We start from the raw sequence: 16,061 nt of genomic DNA on the forward strand, positions 1-16,061 counted from the left end.
TGACTCGATTCAGCCCTCGATTCAGTGGTCCGTCAGTGCCCCTCCCGTTGCCGGTGACGGCCGCCACCCCATCTAGGGTGGGGTCGGACCCGGCACACAGAGGTGCCGGATAGCGTGGAGTCGCCTGAAGATGACCTCGACTGGAGCCCCGACCCGAACCGACGACGTCTCCGCGGTACCCACCGCGGGTGATGGGAGTCGACCGGCCAGTCCTGAGCAGGTCCGTGACGAGCTGATCGAACGGGCCGCCGCCAATGCCCCCGAACTCGCTGATCTGATCCGCCTCTTCTACCGCCATGTGCCCGCCGAGGAAGTCAACGACGACGACCCGGTGGACCTGGTCGGAGCGGTGCGGTCGAACTACCAGCTCGCCGAGAGTCGCGTTCCCGGACGCGCCGCGGTGCGCATTCTCAACCCGACGCGGTCGCAGGACGGGTGGCAGTGTCCTGTCACCGTCGTGCAGGTTGTGACCGACGACATGCCGTACCTCGTGGACTCGGTCGCGTCCGAGCTCACGCGTGGTGGCGTGCAGGTGCAGCGCGTTGTGCACCCGATCGTCGTCGTGCGCCGCGACCCGGTGACGGGGGAGCGCACCGAGGTGTTGCCGACCGCCGATCCGGCTGACCCGCCCGCGGATGCGCTGGCGGAGTCGTGGATGAACATCGAGGTCGACCTCATCACCGACGCCGATCGGGCGCGTGAGCTGGAGACCCGGCTGCTGACGGTGCTGACCGACGTCCGCGAGGTCGTCGAGGACACCGATCGGATGGTCGCCACGGCGTTGCAGCTGGCCGAGGAGCTGGCGAAGGACTCGTCCGAGGCCACCACGGACGGCGCGAAGCTGCTCCAGTGGCTGGCGGACGGGCACTTCACGTTCATGGGCTACCGGCAGTACGAGCTGGTGAAAGAAGAAGGCGAACCGGCGCTGCGGGCCGTGCTCGCCAGCGGGCTGGGCGTGCTCAGGCAGGACAGCCTCGCGGCGCGCAGCCTCACCGCCGGGCCGGACAACGGTGCGCAGGCGCTCAGCCCCGAGTTGCTGGTGCTCACGCAGGCGAGTGCGCAGAGCAGCGTGCACCGGAGCGTGTACCCGTACTACGTGGGCGTGAAGACGTTCGACGCCGAGGGCAACGTCACCGGTGAGCACCGGTTCCTGGGCATCTTCGGCACGACGGCGCTGCACGAGAACGTGCTCGACATCCCCGTGATCGGGCGCCGGGTGCGCGATGTGATCCACCGCGCCGGCTTCCCGCTGCAGTCCTACTCGGGGCAGCGGATGCTCGAGGTGATCCAGAACTACCCGCGCACCGAGCTGTTCTCGGTGGACGGTGACACGCTCTACCAGACCGTCACGGGTGTCATCGCCCTCGCGGAGCGGCGCCGGTTGCGGCTGTTCCTGCGGCGTGACCCGTTCGGGCGTTTCTTCTCGTGCCTGGTCTACCTGCCGCGCGACCGCTACACGACGACGAGCCGCCTCGCGATGCAGGAGGTGCTGCTCGCGGAGCTCGGTGGCCTGAACCTCGAGTACAGCGCGCGCATCGGTGAGTCCGCGCTCGCCCGTGTGCACTTCATGGTGCACACGGACCCGGCGCGCACCCTGGACCCGGACACCGTCGCGATCCAGCACAAGCTGGCCGAGGCCGTCCGCAGCTGGGACGACCGCATGGTCGAAGCCGTCGGCGGCGACGACCTCGGTGCCGAGTCGGCCACGGAGCAGGGGCAGCGGTTCGCCTCGGTCTTCCCGGAGGCCTACAAGGAGGACTTCGCGGCCGCGACGGGCCTCGAGGACTACCGGCGCATCGAGAAGCTCGCCGAGGGCGACCTCGACATGGTCTTCTACGTGCCGGAGGACGCCGAGCCCGGCGAGCGGCGGTTCAAGCTGTTCGTGACCGGTGACGGCATCACGCTGTCCGACGTGCTGCCGATGCTGCAGCGCATGGGCGTGATCGTGGTCGACGAACGGCCGTACGAGATCGCTCGCGAAGACGGCGTGCAGTGCTGGATCTACGACTTCGGCCTGCGCATCGACCAGAAGGCGCTCGAGCAGCTCTCGGAGTCCGACCTCGAGAACGTGCGCGAGCGGTTCCAGAACGCGTTCGCCGCCGTGTGGCGCGGTGAGGCCGAGGTCGACCGCTTCAACTCGCTGGTGCTGCAGGCCGGGCTCACCTGGCAGCAGGCCGCGATGCTGCGCGCGTACGCGAAGTACCTGCGTCAGGCGGGCACGCCGTACTCGCAGGACTACATCGAGGACGCGGTGCTCAGCCACACGTCGGTGGCGATCGCGCTGGTCGCGTTGTTCGAGGCCCGGTTCAACCCGGCACTGGACGACACCACGCGCGCCGCGCACACCGAGACCATGGTCATCGAGACCGGCAAGCTGATCGACGACGTGACGAGCCTCGACGCGGACCGCATTCTGCGCAGCCTGCTCACGTTGATCAACGCCACGCTGCGGACGAACTACTTCTTCCGCGACGCGGAGGGCAACGCCCGTCCGTACCTGTCGGTGAAGCTCGACCCGCAGGCGATCCCGGACCTCCCGGCCCCGCGGCCGAAGTTCGAGATCTTCGTGTACTCGCCGCGCGTCGAGGGCGTGCACCTGCGCTTCGGCAGCGTCGCGCGTGGTGGTCTGCGCTGGTCCGACCGCCGCGAGGACTTCCGCACGGAGATCCTCGGCCTGGTCAAGGCGCAGGCGGTCAAGAACGCGGTGATCGTGCCGGTCGGCGCCAAGGGCGGGTTCGTCGTCAAGAAGCCGATCGCTCCGACGGGCGACCCCGGCATCGACCGCGAGAACTTCATGTCCGAGGGCATCGCCTGCTACAAGATGTTCATCTCGGGCCTGCTCGACCTCACCGACAACCTGATCAACAACGAGGTCGTGCCCGCGCCACAGGTCGTGCGCTACGACGCCGACGACACGTACCTGGTCGTGGCCGCGGACAAGGGCACGGCGACGTTCTCCGACATCGCGAACGGCGTGAGCCAGAGCTACGGCTTCTGGCTGGGCGACGCCTTCGCCTCCGGTGGCTCGATCGGCTACGACCACAAGGCCATGGGCATCACGGCCAAGGGCGCGTGGGAGAGCGTGAAGCGCTCGTTCCGCGAGCTCGGTGTGGACACGCAGACCGAGGAGTTCACCGTCGTCGGCATCGGCGACATGTCCGGTGACGTGTTCGGCAACGGCATGATGCTGTCCGAGCACATCCGGCTCGTGGCCGCGTTCGACCACCGGCACATCTTCATCGACCCGAACCCGGTCGCGGACACGTCGTTCGCCGAGCGCGTGCGGCTGTTCAACGTGCCGCGCTCGTCGTGGGACGACTACGACCGCTCGCTGATCAGCGAGGGCGGCGGCATCTTCCCGCTGACGGCCAAGTCGATCCCGCTGTCCGAGCAGGCCCGCGTCGCGCTGGGGCTCCCCGAGGGCGTGGAGAAGCTGTCGCCGCCGGAGCTGAAGAAGGCCATCCTGCTGGCGCCGGTCGACCTGCTGTGGAACGGCGGCATCGGCACGTACGTGAAGGCCTCGACCGAGTCGCACGCCGACGTCGGCGACAAGGCGAACGACTCGATCCGCGTCAACGGCGCCGACCTGCGGGTCAAGGTCGTGGGCGAGGGCGGCAACCTGGGTCTGACCCAGCGCGGCCGCATCGAGTTCGCGCGCACCGGTGGCAAGGTCAACACCGACGCGCTCGACAACTCGGCCGGCGTCGACTGCTCCGACCACGAGGTCAACATCAAGATCCTGCTGGACCACCTGGTCCGGGAGGGCTCGGTGGAGCAGCAGCAGCGCAACGAGGTCCTCGCCGAGATGACCGACGAGGTCGGCGAGCTCGTGCTGGCGGACAACTACTCGCAGAACAACGTGCTGGGCGTCAGCCGGGCGCACGCGGGCCCGATGCTGTCGGTGCACGCGCGCCTCACGGCCGACCTCGAACAGCGCGGTGCGCTCAACCGCGAGCTGGAGGCGCTGCCGAGCGCGGCGGAGTTCAAGGCGCTGGAGAAGAACGGCGAGGGCCTCACCTCACCGGAGCTCGCGACGCTGCTCGCGTTCACCAAGCTCACGCTGAAGGAAGAGCTGCTCTCCAGCGACATCCCGACGATCGACACGTTCACCCGCAAGCTCCCGGACTACTTCCCGAGCCTGCTGCGCGAACGCTTCGGCGCCGAGATCCCGAACCACCCGCTGGCGAAGCAGATCATCACCACGGTCGTCGTCAACGAGGTCGTCGACGGCGGCGGCGTGTCGTACGCCTTCCGCCTGGCCGAGGAGATGAGCGCGTCGGCCACCGACGCGGTCCGCGCGTACGCCGTGGTCACCCAGGTGTTCGACCTGCCGTCGATCTGGCGCGAGATCGAGGCGCTGGACAACGTCGTGCCGACGGAGGTCCAGGACAGCATGGTCCTGGAGACGCGCCGCCTGCTCGACCGCGCGTCCCGCTGGCTGCTGTCGAACCGCCCGCAGCCGCTGGCGGTGGGCTCGACGATCAACCGCTTCCGCGGCGTGGTCGAGGAGCTCAGCCCCTTCGCCTTCGAACTGTTGCAGGGCAAGGAGTACGACGTGGTCGCCGGCAAGGCGGACCGGTTCGTCGAACAGGGCGTCCCCGCCGAGCTCGCCCGCAAGGTCGCGGCGCTGCTCTACATGTACGGCCTGCTCGACGTCACCGAGATCGCCGAGCTGGCCGAACGCGAGTTCGGCCCGACCGGCGGCGCGGGTCCGGAGCGGACGCACCGCGAGACGGCAGAGCTGTACTTCGCGCTGTCCGACCACCTCGACATCGACCACATGCTGGACTCGGTGACGAACCTGGAACGCGGCAACCGCTGGCACGCCCTGGCCCGGCTGGCTCTCCGCGACGACTTCTACTCGTCGCTGCGGGCCATCACCATCGACGTGCTGAGGGCGAGCGACGAGGGCGACACGGCGAGCGAGAAGATCTCCAAGTGGGAGCAGGCCAACGCTTCCCGCCTGGCTCGCTCGCGCGGCGCGCTGGACGAGATCAACCGTGTGCACCAGCTGGACCTGGCGACCCTCTCGGTCGCCGCCCGGCAGGTGCGGAGCATGGTCAGGTAGTGCTTGCCGAGCTGGGGCAGGTCAGACGACCTGCTCCAGCTCCGCACGCTGGGCGACGGCACGCCGCAGCCACTGCCGCCCGACCACGAGCAGCAACGCGAACCCGATCGCCGCGACTGTCCCGACGGCGGATCCCATCCACAGGCCGAGGGTCTCCATGCCGTCAGAGGGCGAGGGGATGTCGGCGAGCGTGACGTAGACGAACAGGAAACCGAGCACCACGGCCGCGGCACCGGCGGCACCGATCGCGATGTTGGTCCACGTGAGCGCGCCGGCCTCGAACACGGTGCCCTTCGCCGCGCGCTGCAGCACACCCCACAACGCCACCAGCAGAAGCTGGAAGCACGCGATGAAGACGATCGCGGACGTCACGAACGGCACCCGCACGGACTCGTTGGGCGGGAAGAGCGCGACCTCGTCCGCCGCGGTCGTCGGGATCACCACGACCTGGGCGAAGAGCCCGCCGAGGAACGCCACGGCGAGCAGGGCCTGCAGGAAGATCACCAGTACGCGAGACATAGATCGAGTATCGAGAGCTGGCTATCGACTTTCAATCGGTTGGCCGTGGAGATCCTGTGAAGGTCGGGGCGCCGTGCCACGATCTGCACCCGCCTCGGGCTCGCTCACGGCACCCGATCGAGTTGTCCACAGGTTTCCGGGCACGAGGGGAACCGAAATCGCCTTTCGTTCGTTGCGTCATGAGGAATCGCGCGGGGAGACGGGTGCACAGCGGCGGCTGCGGCCGTGCTGCTCGAACTCCGTCTGCTTCGGCGGGCTGCTCGGCCACGTCTGCACGGCCCGTGTGCACAGCTCGTCTGCTTCCGCGCCTATACCGGAACTCTTCCGCGCCAATCCGAGTGGGACTCGCTCGTAACGGACGCGTGGCGCTGGGTAGGGTCCCTGCATGGGTGTCTTCGTCACTGGTGTGCGGCCGCGATGGTCGGACATGGATGCGTTCGGCCACGTGAACCACGCGAACACGGTGACGTTGCTGGAAGAAGCCCGGATCGAGCTGCTGTTCACCGAGGCCGGCCGCCACGGCGTGAAGGAGATGGCCGAGGGCATGGTGGTGGCGAAGCTCTTCGTCGACTACCTCGCGCCGATCGTGTTCACCGGCGAGGAGATCCTCGTCGAGATGTCCGTGCGGGAGCTGAAGTCCGCATCGTTCACGCTCGACTACGTTGTGCGCAGCAGCCGGGAGGCAGGTAGCCCGGTGGTCACCAAGGCGGAGACGCTGATGGTGCCCTACAACGTGACGACCGCGCGGCCGCGACGGCTGACGGACGCCGAGCGCGACTTTCTCGCCGGGTGGCGAGCAGGGGGTAATGGTGCCTGAGCTGGTGTTGGCCGACGCGGCCGAGAGAGACGACCTCGGCGCGTTCGCGGCGCGGGCGGTGCGGCTGGACGGGCAGACCGTGGTGCGGCTGCGCAACCGCAACGAGGAGTTGCTCGACGCGTGGGTTGCCACGCCGTTCGACACGCTGGCGACGCGAACCGTTGCGGGGCAGGCGAATCCGGCCGACGTCACGGTGTCCGGGTCGGAGCTGCTGACGGGCCTCGCGGTGATGCGCGACGAGCGCATCGATCCCGGGCCCGCCAAGGACCTGATGTGGCGCTCGGCCCTGCCGCCCGCCGACGGCTGGTTGATGGTCGACCGGCTGCCGGTCGAGGTCGTGTCGAAGCTCGCGGACGAGGGCGTCGAGGTGGCGCGGGAGAACACCGGTCCGCAGGGGACGCCGCCGGCGTCGTTGCTGGACCAGACGGTGCTCACGGTCAGCGGGTCCGGGTTGGACGTCAAGATCCCGCTGCGGTGCCTGTTCGCGTTGTCGGGCATGGGTTTCCTCGGCGACGACGGTGAGGTGCGGGTGACCGCGACCGACTCGTGGCTGCGGATCGACGCCAAGTTCGGTGCGGTCGTGCGGCGCCGGCACTCGATGCTGCCGCTGCTCGTCTGACGAGCGGAAAGGCACCGTGGCACGATGTCGCGCGTGTCCGCCGAAACACCTGCAGAAGAGACCACGGAGTCCGAGTACCGGGTCTCCACGCTGGAGCTCTTCTTCGACCTGGTCTTCGTCTTCACGATCACGCAGCTGACCCGCACGCTGGCCGACGACACGTCGCCGCTCGGGTTCGCGCAGGCCGTGATCATGCTGGGCGTGATCCTGTGGATGTACTTCGGGTACGTCTGGCTCACCAACGCCGTTCCGCCGGACACCACGGTGCGGCGGTTGCTGCTGATGGTCGGCATGGGCGGGTTCCTGGTGATCGCGCTGGCGATCCCGAACGCCTTCGGGTCCGCCGGAGCCGCGTTCGGGATCGGGTACCTGATCGTGAACCTGGTGCACTCCGGGCTGTTCATCTCGGCCGGCGGGCCAGGAAGCGCTGCGGCCATGGCCAGGCTGGCGCCGTTCAACCTCGGTTCTGCGGGCCTCGTCATGGTCGGCGGTTTCCTGCCGCCCACCGCACGGGCCGCGGCCTGGATCGCGGCCGTGGTCCTCATGATCGTGTCGCCGTACGTCAACCGCAGGCACGGGGAGTTCCGGATCAGGCCGGCGCACTTCGTGGAACGGCACGGGCTCGTGGTCATCATCGCCATCGGCGAGTCGATCATCGCGATCGGCATCGGCGCCGCTGGGCTGCCGCTCAGCCTGTCGCTCGTCATCGCGGCGTTGCTGGGCCTCGTGCTCGCCTACCAGCTCTGGTGGTGCCACTTCGGCCGCAACCAGGACGTCCGCGCCGAGCACAGCCTCGCGGCGATGTCGCAGGCCGACCGGGCCAGGGCGGCGCTGTCCGCGTTCGGCTGGGCCCACGCACCGATCCTGCTCGGCATCGTCGTCGTGTGCGTCGGCCTCAAGAAGACCATCGGGCACGCCACCGAGCACCTCTACCTCAGCGGCGCGCTCGCGCTCGGTGGTGGAGCCGCGATCTTCCTGCTCGGCCAGGCGCTCTTCCGGCACCGGATGAGCATCGGCACCAGCACCTGGCGCGTAACAGGAGCGGTAGCAGCGCTCGCGACCGTGCCGATCGGGCTGTGGCTCGCCATCGCCCAGGTCGCGGCACTGGTGATCGTGTTCGGCGCGCTGCTCGCCGTGGAGGAGAAGCAGCGCGCCTGATCACTCAGACGAGCCACACGGCCGTGTCCGGAGGCAGCTGGTCACCGTCCATCGGACCGGACGACAGCAGCACCTGGCCGGGAGGCAGCGGCACGGACGCACCGGACGTGTTCAGCGCGCAGATCAGCCCGCCACCCTTGCGGCGGAACGCGAAGCAGCCGGGAGGGGCGCCGTACCACTCCAGCTCCTCGCCCGCGAAGCCCGCGTTGGACTTGCGGTGCTCCAGCGCCTCGCGGTACAGCGACAGCATGGAACCGGGGTCCTCCAGCTGGGCTTCCGCCGTGAGGTGGTCCCACTCGTTCGGCTGCGGCAGCCAGGTGTTCACGGCCGTGGAGAACCCGAACGGCGGCGTGGTGCCCTCCCACGGGATCGGCACCCGGCAGCCGTCACGGCCGCGCTCGGTGTGGCCGGAACGCTCCCAGGTGGGGTCCTGCAACGCCCAGTCCGGCAGCTCCACGTTCGGCAGGCCGAGCTCTTCGCCGTTGTAGAGGTAGATCACGCCCGGCAGCGCCAGCTCGACCAACGTCATCGCGCGCGCCCGCTGCTCGCCGAGCGCGCCGCCGCCGTACCGCGTCACGTGGCGCACCACGTCGTGGTTGGACAGCGTCCACGTCGCGGGCGTCCCGGACAGCGCCACCGCGCCCAGCGAGTGCTCGATCGCCGAACGCACGGCGTCGGCGTCGAACCCGGCCTCGACCAAGCGGAAGTTGAAGCCCAGGTGCAGCTCGTCCGGACGGACGTAGGCGGCGAAGCGCTCGTCGTCCTTCACCCAGATCTCGCCGACGGCCATGGTGCCGGGGTAGCCGTCCATGACCTTGCGGATCATGCGGTGGATCTCGTGCACGCCGTCGTTGTCGAACCGCGGGTCGTGCGCGTCGTCGGACAGCACTCCGGGAGCCTGGGCGTGGATCTCCATGTCCGGCAGGCCTTCCGGCTTGGCCATGCCGTGCGCCACGTCGATGCGGAAGCCGTCGACCCCGCGGTCCAGCCAGAACCGCAGCGTGTGCTCCAGGTCGGCGCGGACCTCCGGGTGGTCCCAGTTCAGGTCCGGCTGCTCCGGCGCGAACAGGTGCAGGTACCACTGGCCGTCGGGCACGCGGGTCCAGGCCGGTCCGCCGAAGACGGACACCCAGTTGTTCGGCGGCTGCGAGCCGTCGAAACCGCGGCCCTCGCGGAAGATGTAGCGCGACCGCTCCATGCTGCCCGGACCGGCCTGCAGGGCCTCCTGGAACCACTCGTGCAGGTCGCTCGTGTGGTTCGGGACGAGGTCGACCGTCACCCGGATGTTGTGCTCGTGCGCGTCCGTCACCAGCCGGTCGAACGCGGCCAGGTCGCCGAACAGCGGGTCCACGTCGCGCGGGTCCGCCACGTCGTAGCCGTGGTCGGCCATCGGCGAGCGGTAGAACGGGGTGAGCCACAGGGCGTCGACACCGAGCAGTTCCAGGTAGCCGAGGCGGGACCGGATGCCGTCGAGGTCGCCGACGCCGTCGCCGTTGGAGTCGGCGAACGAGCGCACGTAGACCTGGTAGAAGACGGCGTCACGCCACCAGACGGACTCTTCGGCGATCTCGGGGCTGAGGTCGGAGGATCGTCGCACGGGGGGTCATCCTGCCTTACGTCTCGCAGCGATTGGGCCCGATCGGGTGATGGGCGATCAAGACCAGCTGTTCATCAGGCTGTTCGCGGCCATCTCCAGGTAGTCCCAGAGCTGCTTGCGCTTGTCCTCTTCCAGGCCGGCTTCGTCGACGGCGATCCGCATGCAGCGCAGCCACGCGTCACGTTCGATCGGTCCGATCTTGAACGGCACGTGCCTCATCCGCAGTCTCGGGTGACCCCGGTTCTCGGAGTACGTGTGGGGTCCGCCCCAGTACTGCATGAGGAACAGCCGCAGCCGCTCCTCCGCAGGTCCGAGGTCCTCTTCCGGGTACAGGGGCAGCAGGACGTCGTCGGCCTTCACCTCTTTGTAGAAGCGCGCGACGATGCGGTGGAACGTCTCCTCGCCACCGACCTGTTCGAAGAAGCTCACGGGGTTGCCCACACAACCATCCTGACTCACGCGAGCCGGGTGGTGCAGGCCGCCCCGGTGATTGGCCGTCTCGAATGGGTGTTCGACCTCACTTGGCCGTGAAGCCGGCCTCCTCCAGAGCGGGCATGAGCTGCGCACGGAGGTTTCGCTGGACCGCCCACTGGCGGCCGGGCCGCGTCTTCACGGTCACCCGCAGCGTGATGTTCTCCGGTGTGAACTTCTCCACACCGAGCACTTCGGGCTTGGCCGTGATGTCCGCCTTCAACGGCTCCGCCTCGGCGACCTCGGAGACCCGGCGCTCCAACACCTTGGTCGCCTCGGCGAGGTTCGCGCCGTAGCTCAGCGGCAGGTCCACGACCGCGACCGCGAAGCCCTGCGACGAGTTGCCGACGCGCAGGATCTCGCCGTTGCGGACGTACCAGACCGTGCCGCCGGTGTCCCGGATCGTGGTGGTGCGCAGCGCGACCGCCTCGACGGTGCCGGTCGCAGGGCCGAGGTCGACGACGTCACCGACGCCGTACTGGTCCTCCAGCAGCATGAACATGCCGGACAGGAAGTCCTTCACCAGGTTCTGGGCGCCGAAGCCGAGCGCGACGCCCAGGATGCCCGCCGAGGTGAGGATCGGCGTGATGTCCATGCCGAGCACGATCATGATCTCCAGGAACGCGATTCCGAAGATCAGGATCGTGACGACCGACTTCAGCACCGAGCCGATCGTCTTCGCCCGCTGCTCGCGGCGTTCGGAGATCAGGTTGCCGAGAGCCTGCGGCGCGCGCTCGCGCAACGGCTTGAGCAGGCCCGGCTTCTTGCCTTCCTTGCCGGGTGTGGTGATCCGGTCGATGACCTTGCGCAGCAGAGCCCGGATCACGAAGGCGGCGATCAGGATCAGGACGATCTTGAGCGCGCCCGCGAGGATCATCGGGCCGTACCTGTCCACGAAGCTGACCGCCTCGGCGGCCTTGTTCGTGACGTCATCCACGGGACTGGTCACGTGGTCGTGCCCTCCTACAACTCCATGCCGGTGGCATTCGCGAGAAACGTCAGCTGGTCCACGGCGAGTGCGACCGTCCGGCTGACCGACCTGCCGGCGTGACCGACCTCGGTCTCGCGCCTGATCAGCACGGGGTGCTTGGCCGGATCACTCGTCGAAGCGTGCTGCAACGCCGCGCACATCTTCCTGGCGTGGTTGGGATCCACGCGCGAATCCGACTCGAACACCGTGAACAGTACGGAAGGGTACTCAACATCGGCTTCGACGCGGTGGTACGGAGAGTAGGACAACAACCAGCCGAGCTCCTCGGAAACGCTTGCGCTGCCGTATTCCTCGGCCCACAACCGTCCGAGCAGGAACTTCTCGTAGCGCACCATGTCGAGCAGTGGCGCTGAGCACACCACGGCCGCGTAGAGCTCGGGACGTTGCGTGAGAGCGGCTCCGACGAGCAGGCCGCCGTTCGAGCCGCCCATGATCGCCAGCTGCTGCGGCGTGGTCCAGCCGTCGCGCACCAGACGTTCGGCGGCGGCGTGGAAGTCGTCGAACACGTTCTGCTTGTTCGCGCGCATGCCGGCGACGTGCCACTCCTCGCCTTCCTCGTCGCCGCCGCGCAACGACACGTGCACCCACACGCCGCCCGCTTCGACCCAGGCCAGGGTGGTCGCGCTGTAGCCGGGGCCGCGGCCGATCGCGAAGCCGCCGTAGCCGGTGAGCAGCGCGGGACGCGGCAGGTCGGGCTTCTGCTCGCCGCTGACCACGAACATGCGGACCGTCGTGCCGTCCTTGGACGTGTACGCGATCTGCTGCGTCGTCACGGTCGGCAGCTCGACCCGACCGGGCGCGGCCTCGTGCAGCACGGTTTCGCCGGTGGAGGTGGAGAACCGGAACACCGACGCCGGCGTCACGAAGTCCGTCCACCCGAACCACAACGTGTCGCGGTCGTGCTCGGTGCGCGCGTCCACAACGGACATGCCGTGCAGCGAACCCGTGCCGGGCAGCGGAATCGCCTGTTTGTGCGCACCGGTCACGGAGTGCAGGTGCAGTTCGGACACCGCGTGCCGGGTGCGCAGGACGACCAGGTCGCCGTTGAACCAGCGCACGTCGTCGAGCACCGAGTCCGGTTCCTCGCTGACCAGCTCGGTCCACTCGGTGGGCCGCGCCGGATCCGCCACGCAGACGCGGAACATCGGCGCGTCCAGCGACGTGTGCAGGTAGAGCTTGCCGTCGCGGGCGACGAACGCCGAGCACTGCGCGCCCTGCTCGGTGAGGATCACGGGCCGGAGCACGCCGTCGCCGTGCAGGTCCGCGATCCACACCGAGTCGCGCCGGACCGTGCCGGGGGCGCCGTTGACGACCAGCCAGCGGCCGTCGTGGCTCAGGTTGAGGCCGTAGTAATAGGTGTGCGCGAGGCCGTCGCCGTGCACGTTGACGTCCGTGTCCGGGTCGGTGCCGACCTTGTGGCGCCACACCCGGCGGTGGAACAGCTTCTCGTCCTCGGGCAGCAGCGCCGGGTCGAGCTGGCGCACGTAGAAGAACTCCTCGCCGCCGGGCAGCCAGCCGACGGGGGAGTAGCGGCACCGGTCGATCGGGCCCTCGACGAGCTCGCCGGAGTCGACCTCGATGACGTGCAGCAACGACTGCTCGTTGCCGCCGACGGACACCTGGTACGCCAGGCGCGTGCCTTCGAGGCTGGGCGACCAGCCGTCCAGAGTGGTCCGGCCCGACGGGTCGAGCGCACTGACGTCGAGCAGCACGCGTTCGGTGCCGTCGGTCTCGCGCACCATGACGACCGGGTGGTCCTGCTCGGGGCCTCGGCGGGTGAAGAACGCCCTGCCCGCGCGCCAGGCCGGCGTGGACACCGAACCCGTGCGCATCAGCTCCTTCAGCCTGCCGGTGAGGCGTTCGCGGCCGGGCATCGCGTCCAGCCAGGAGCGCGCCAGCACGTCCTGCGCCTGCGACCACGCCTCGGTGCGGGGGTCAGCCGTGTCCTCGAGCCAGCGGTACGGGTCCGCGACTTCGCGCCCGTGAATCTGCTCGGCGAGGTTTAGCCGCTCGGCGATCGGGTACGAGATCGTCGCAGGCAGTGGAGTGGAAGGAACCTCTGTCACCCTGTCAAGGGTAGCGGGCGATGAAAACCATCTCCGATAGGGAGCTGCTTAACCCCAGGTTTGATCACACATCCATGACGCGTCACTTATCACACGTGATTTTTTACGTGTAAGTGTGGTCTCCTATGGCTGAACCGGTGGAGGTGGTCGCGTGCCAGACCGACAACCGACCCCTATCGGCGCCTCGTCACCTGGCGAGACGGCGCCGACGGTCCCCCCATGCCGAAATCAGCCCGAGCTGCGGGCGGTGCCGGATGGGGATCGAGATGGGGGAGGTTCCGGTCCGACGCCGGCGGTTTTCCCCTGGGGAAGACGCAAGGTCCTGCTGCTGAACGCCACGTTCGAGCCGCTCACGGCGTTGTCACTGCGCCGGGCGGTCGTCCTGGTGGTGTGCGGGAAAGCCGAAGTCGTGCACGGGGACGCTTCCGGGCTCGTGCTGCACTCGTCGAAGTCAGAGGTGCTCGTGCCGTCCGTGATCCGGCTGAGCACCTATGTCCGCGTGCCTTATCGCGGTCGCGTGCCGATGACCCGTGCCGGGCTCATGCACCGCGACCGTTATCGCTGCGCCTACTGCGGAGGGCGGGCCGAGACGATCGACCACGTCGTTCCGCGCTCACGTGGCGGACCTCACACCTGGACCAACTGCGTGGCGTGCTGCGCGAAGTGCAACCACCGCAAGGCGGACAAGCTGCTGTCCGAGCTGGGGTGGCGGCTGCGCGTGGTGCCTGCCGCGCCGCGGGGTCCGCACTGGAGGCTGCTCGCCGGGGTGGCCGAGGCCGACCCGCAGTGGTTGCCGTACCTGGGTGAACCCGCGGCCTGATCTGCCGTTCCGGGTCAGGCCGCGAGGGAGAAGTCGCTCTGGGCCGTGATGCGGACGCTGTCGTCGAGCGCCGTGATGCGCACCGAGTCGTCCATGGTGATGCGGACCGAGTCGTCCTGAGCCGTGATGCGCACGCTGTCGTCCATGGTGATGCGCACGGAGTCGTCCATCGTGATCCGGACGCTGTCGTCGTGGGCCGTGATGCGGACCGAGTCCTCACGCGCCGTGATCCTGACGGAGTCCTGCTGAGCGGTGATCCGGACGGAGTCCTCACGCGCAGTGATCCGGACGGAGTCGGCGCACGTGATCCTGACCGAATCGCTCGCCGTGATGCGGACCGAGTCTGCCATCGTGATGCGCACCGAGTCCGAGGCAGTGATGCGCACCGAATCGGCCGCAGTGATCCGAACGGAGTCACGCGCCGTGATGCGAACGGAGTCACTTGCCGTGATACGCACTGAATCGTCCTTGTAGCTCGGAAGAGTGATGGACAGGGCCTGGGGGCGGGTCGTGTTCAACATTTTGTGTCCTCCAGGACGCTCGGTACGGCTGCGCAAGAGCCGTATAGGTGAAAAGCTAAAAGCTGGGTGTTCCGGGAACAAGACCCCAAACCGGCACCCGTTCGCATCCGACCGGGTGAGGCCTGACCGGGTGTAACCGCTGCGCCGCACGAGAGCACTCATTGCCCTTACTGGCCGGTATGGACACGCTCTGTAACGTTCAAACAGATGGAACGTGACGTGCGTCATACCTCTGGAGGCGTGCGCGGACGTGGTTTCCGAGCGCTGACCACCGCGTGGGCGGTGTCGCTCGTCGGGGACGGCGTGCGCATTGTCGCCTTGCCGTTGTTCACCGCCGCAAGCACCCGCAGCCCGCTCGCGGTGTCCGCCGTGGCCGTCGCCACGACGTTGCCGTGGTTGCTCGTCGCGTTGCCGGCCGGGGCGCTCGTGGACCGCTGGCGACCGCGATCCGTTGTCGTGCTGGCACATTGGGTGCGCGGCGGGGTGACCGGACTGCTCGCGTTCGCGGTCCACACCGGACACGCGACGGTCCTCGTCTTGTGCGCCACGGCTTTCGTGCTGACGTCGGCGGAGACGTTCGCGGACTCGGCGTCGCAGGTGCTGCTGGTCGAACTGGCCGGCCCGGACGAGCTGGAGGCGGCGAACAGCAGGTTCGTCGCGGTCGAGACGGTCGGTATGGACCTGGCCGGCCCGCTGGCCGCCGCAGTGCTGTTCTGGTGGGCTCCGGCGGCCTGTTTCGCGCTCGACGCGGCGTCGTTCGTCATCGCCGCACTGCTGGTGTCCCGCGTGCCAGACGTCGTTCCAGAGCGCTCCGGCGGCGATCTTCGCGGTCAACTCGTGGAGGGTGCGCGGTTCCTCGTGCGGACTCCTGGCCTGCGGTCACTGGTAGTTGCCGTTGCAATCACAGCTTTCTGTGCAGCCGCCGCGAACGCCATGCTGGCGCTCTACTCCATCCAGGTACTGGGCCTCGCCGAACCGGTGGTTCCCGGCCTGGTCGTGTGCATGGCGGCCGGTGCTCTGCTAGGAGCCTGGGTGTCCCCGCGGCTCGCTTCCCGCTGGGGAGCGGGGCGGGTGATGGTCGGGTTCCTGACGTTGCTCGGGGCGGCGTTCGCGGTGTTCGGCGTCGCGCCGTTGCCGTTGGCGGTTGGGATGTGCGTGCTGTTCGGGACGGCTTCCGCAGGCTGGAACGTGCTGTCCGCGACCCGGCGCCAACGGCTCACGCCGGGCCCGATGATGGGCCGTGTGACGAGCGCTTACCGGGTGCTCGCGTGGGGCCTCTCACCGTTGGGCGCGGGCCTCGCCGGACCACTCGCCGCGGGCACGTCGCTGGGCGCGGTCTACGTCGCGGCGGGCTCGATCGTGGGATTGACCGCGATCTTGCTGGCCCGGCCGCTCGTGCGCGGCTGAGTTCGGC

Annotated in this window: 12 protein-coding genes; 6 read left to right on the forward strand and 6 right to left on the reverse strand. The window is 68.8% G+C overall.

The genetic code is table 11. The features are described 5' to 3' along the window. Nucleotides 1-130: 130 nt before the first annotated feature. The gene (locus LFM09_RS20395) at nt 131-5,068 is read left to right on the forward strand and encodes an NAD-glutamate dehydrogenase (protein ID WP_414098079.1); all 4,938 of its coding nucleotides are present in this window, start codon (nt 131-133) and stop codon (nt 5,066-5,068) included. 21 nt (nt 5,069-5,089) lie between these two features. Here LFM09_RS20395 and LFM09_RS20400 read toward each other — a convergent pair whose 3' ends face one another. Beyond that, nucleotides 5,090-5,587, reverse strand: a complete 498-nt coding sequence (locus LFM09_RS20400; protein WP_414098080.1) for a DUF2975 domain-containing protein — start codon at nt 5,585-5,587, stop codon at nt 5,090-5,092. A 385-nt stretch (nt 5,588-5,972) separates the two neighbouring features. Between LFM09_RS20400 and LFM09_RS20405 the strand changes: the two genes are divergently transcribed. From LFM09_RS20405 to LFM09_RS20415, 3 genes are read left to right on the forward strand one after another with little or no spacing between them, the layout of a single operon-like run. Next, entirely contained in the window at nt 5,973-6,404 is a 432-nt protein-coding gene (locus LFM09_RS20405) for an acyl-CoA thioesterase (RefSeq protein ID WP_414098081.1), read from the forward strand. After that, a complete protein-coding gene (locus tag LFM09_RS20410; protein WP_414098134.1) occupies nt 6,397-7,023 on the forward strand; it encodes a hypothetical protein in 627 nt (208 codons plus the stop codon). The genes LFM09_RS20405 and LFM09_RS20410 overlap by 8 nt, the downstream gene beginning before the upstream one ends. Nucleotides 7,024-7,056: 33 nt before the next feature. Continuing rightward, a complete protein-coding gene (locus LFM09_RS20415) occupies nt 7,057-8,181 on the forward strand; it encodes a low temperature requirement protein A (RefSeq protein WP_414098082.1) in 1,125 nt (374 codons plus the stop codon). 4 nt (nt 8,182-8,185) lie between these two features. Here LFM09_RS20415 and LFM09_RS20420 read toward each other — a convergent pair whose 3' ends face one another. The 4 genes from LFM09_RS20420 to LFM09_RS20435 all read right to left on the reverse strand — a co-directional run bounded on the left by LFM09_RS20420 (nt 8,186) and on the right by LFM09_RS20435 (nt 13,306). Next, nucleotides 8,186-9,778: a glycoside hydrolase family 13 protein gene (locus tag LFM09_RS20420; RefSeq protein ID WP_414098083.1), complete on the reverse strand. Its 1,593-nt coding sequence runs from the start codon at nt 9,776-9,778 to the stop codon at nt 8,186-8,188. Nucleotides 9,779-9,835: 57 nt separating this feature from the next. Next, nucleotides 9,836-10,219, reverse strand: a complete 384-nt coding sequence (locus LFM09_RS20425; protein ID WP_414098084.1) for a globin — start codon at nt 10,217-10,219, stop codon at nt 9,836-9,838. Nucleotides 10,220-10,295: 76 nt separating this feature from the next. Then, a complete protein-coding gene (locus LFM09_RS20430; RefSeq protein ID WP_414098135.1) occupies nt 10,296-11,126 on the reverse strand; it encodes a mechanosensitive ion channel family protein in 831 nt (276 codons plus the stop codon). A gap of 86 nt (nt 11,127-11,212) precedes the next feature. Further along, on the reverse strand, nt 11,213-13,306 hold the full coding sequence (locus LFM09_RS20435; RefSeq protein WP_414098085.1) for a prolyl oligopeptidase family serine peptidase: 2,094 nt from the start codon (nt 13,304-13,306) through the stop codon (nt 11,213-11,215). A 247-nt stretch (nt 13,307-13,553) separates the two neighbouring features. On the opposite strand from LFM09_RS20435, the gene LFM09_RS20440 reads away from it, so the two are divergent. Then, entirely contained in the window at nt 13,554-14,126 is a 573-nt protein-coding gene (locus tag LFM09_RS20440; protein WP_112275528.1) for an HNH endonuclease, read from the forward strand. A gap of 14 nt (nt 14,127-14,140) precedes the next feature. Here LFM09_RS20440 and LFM09_RS20445 read toward each other — a convergent pair whose 3' ends face one another. Beyond that, the gene (locus LFM09_RS20445) at nt 14,141-14,875 is read right to left on the reverse strand and encodes a DUF2345 domain-containing protein (RefSeq protein ID WP_414098086.1); all 735 of its coding nucleotides are present in this window, start codon (nt 14,873-14,875) and stop codon (nt 14,141-14,143) included. Here LFM09_RS20445 and LFM09_RS20450 point away from each other — a divergent pair. Beyond that, nucleotides 14,855-16,054: an MFS transporter gene (locus tag LFM09_RS20450; RefSeq protein WP_414098087.1), complete on the forward strand. Its 1,200-nt coding sequence runs from the start codon at nt 14,855-14,857 to the stop codon at nt 16,052-16,054. The genes LFM09_RS20445 and LFM09_RS20450 overlap by 21 nt on opposite strands. Nucleotides 16,055-16,061 lie beyond the last annotated feature (7 nt).

This window comes from Lentzea alba (genome assembly GCF_047445655.1).
Classification (GTDB): Bacteria; Actinomycetota; Actinomycetes; order Mycobacteriales; family Pseudonocardiaceae; genus Lentzea; species Lentzea alba_A.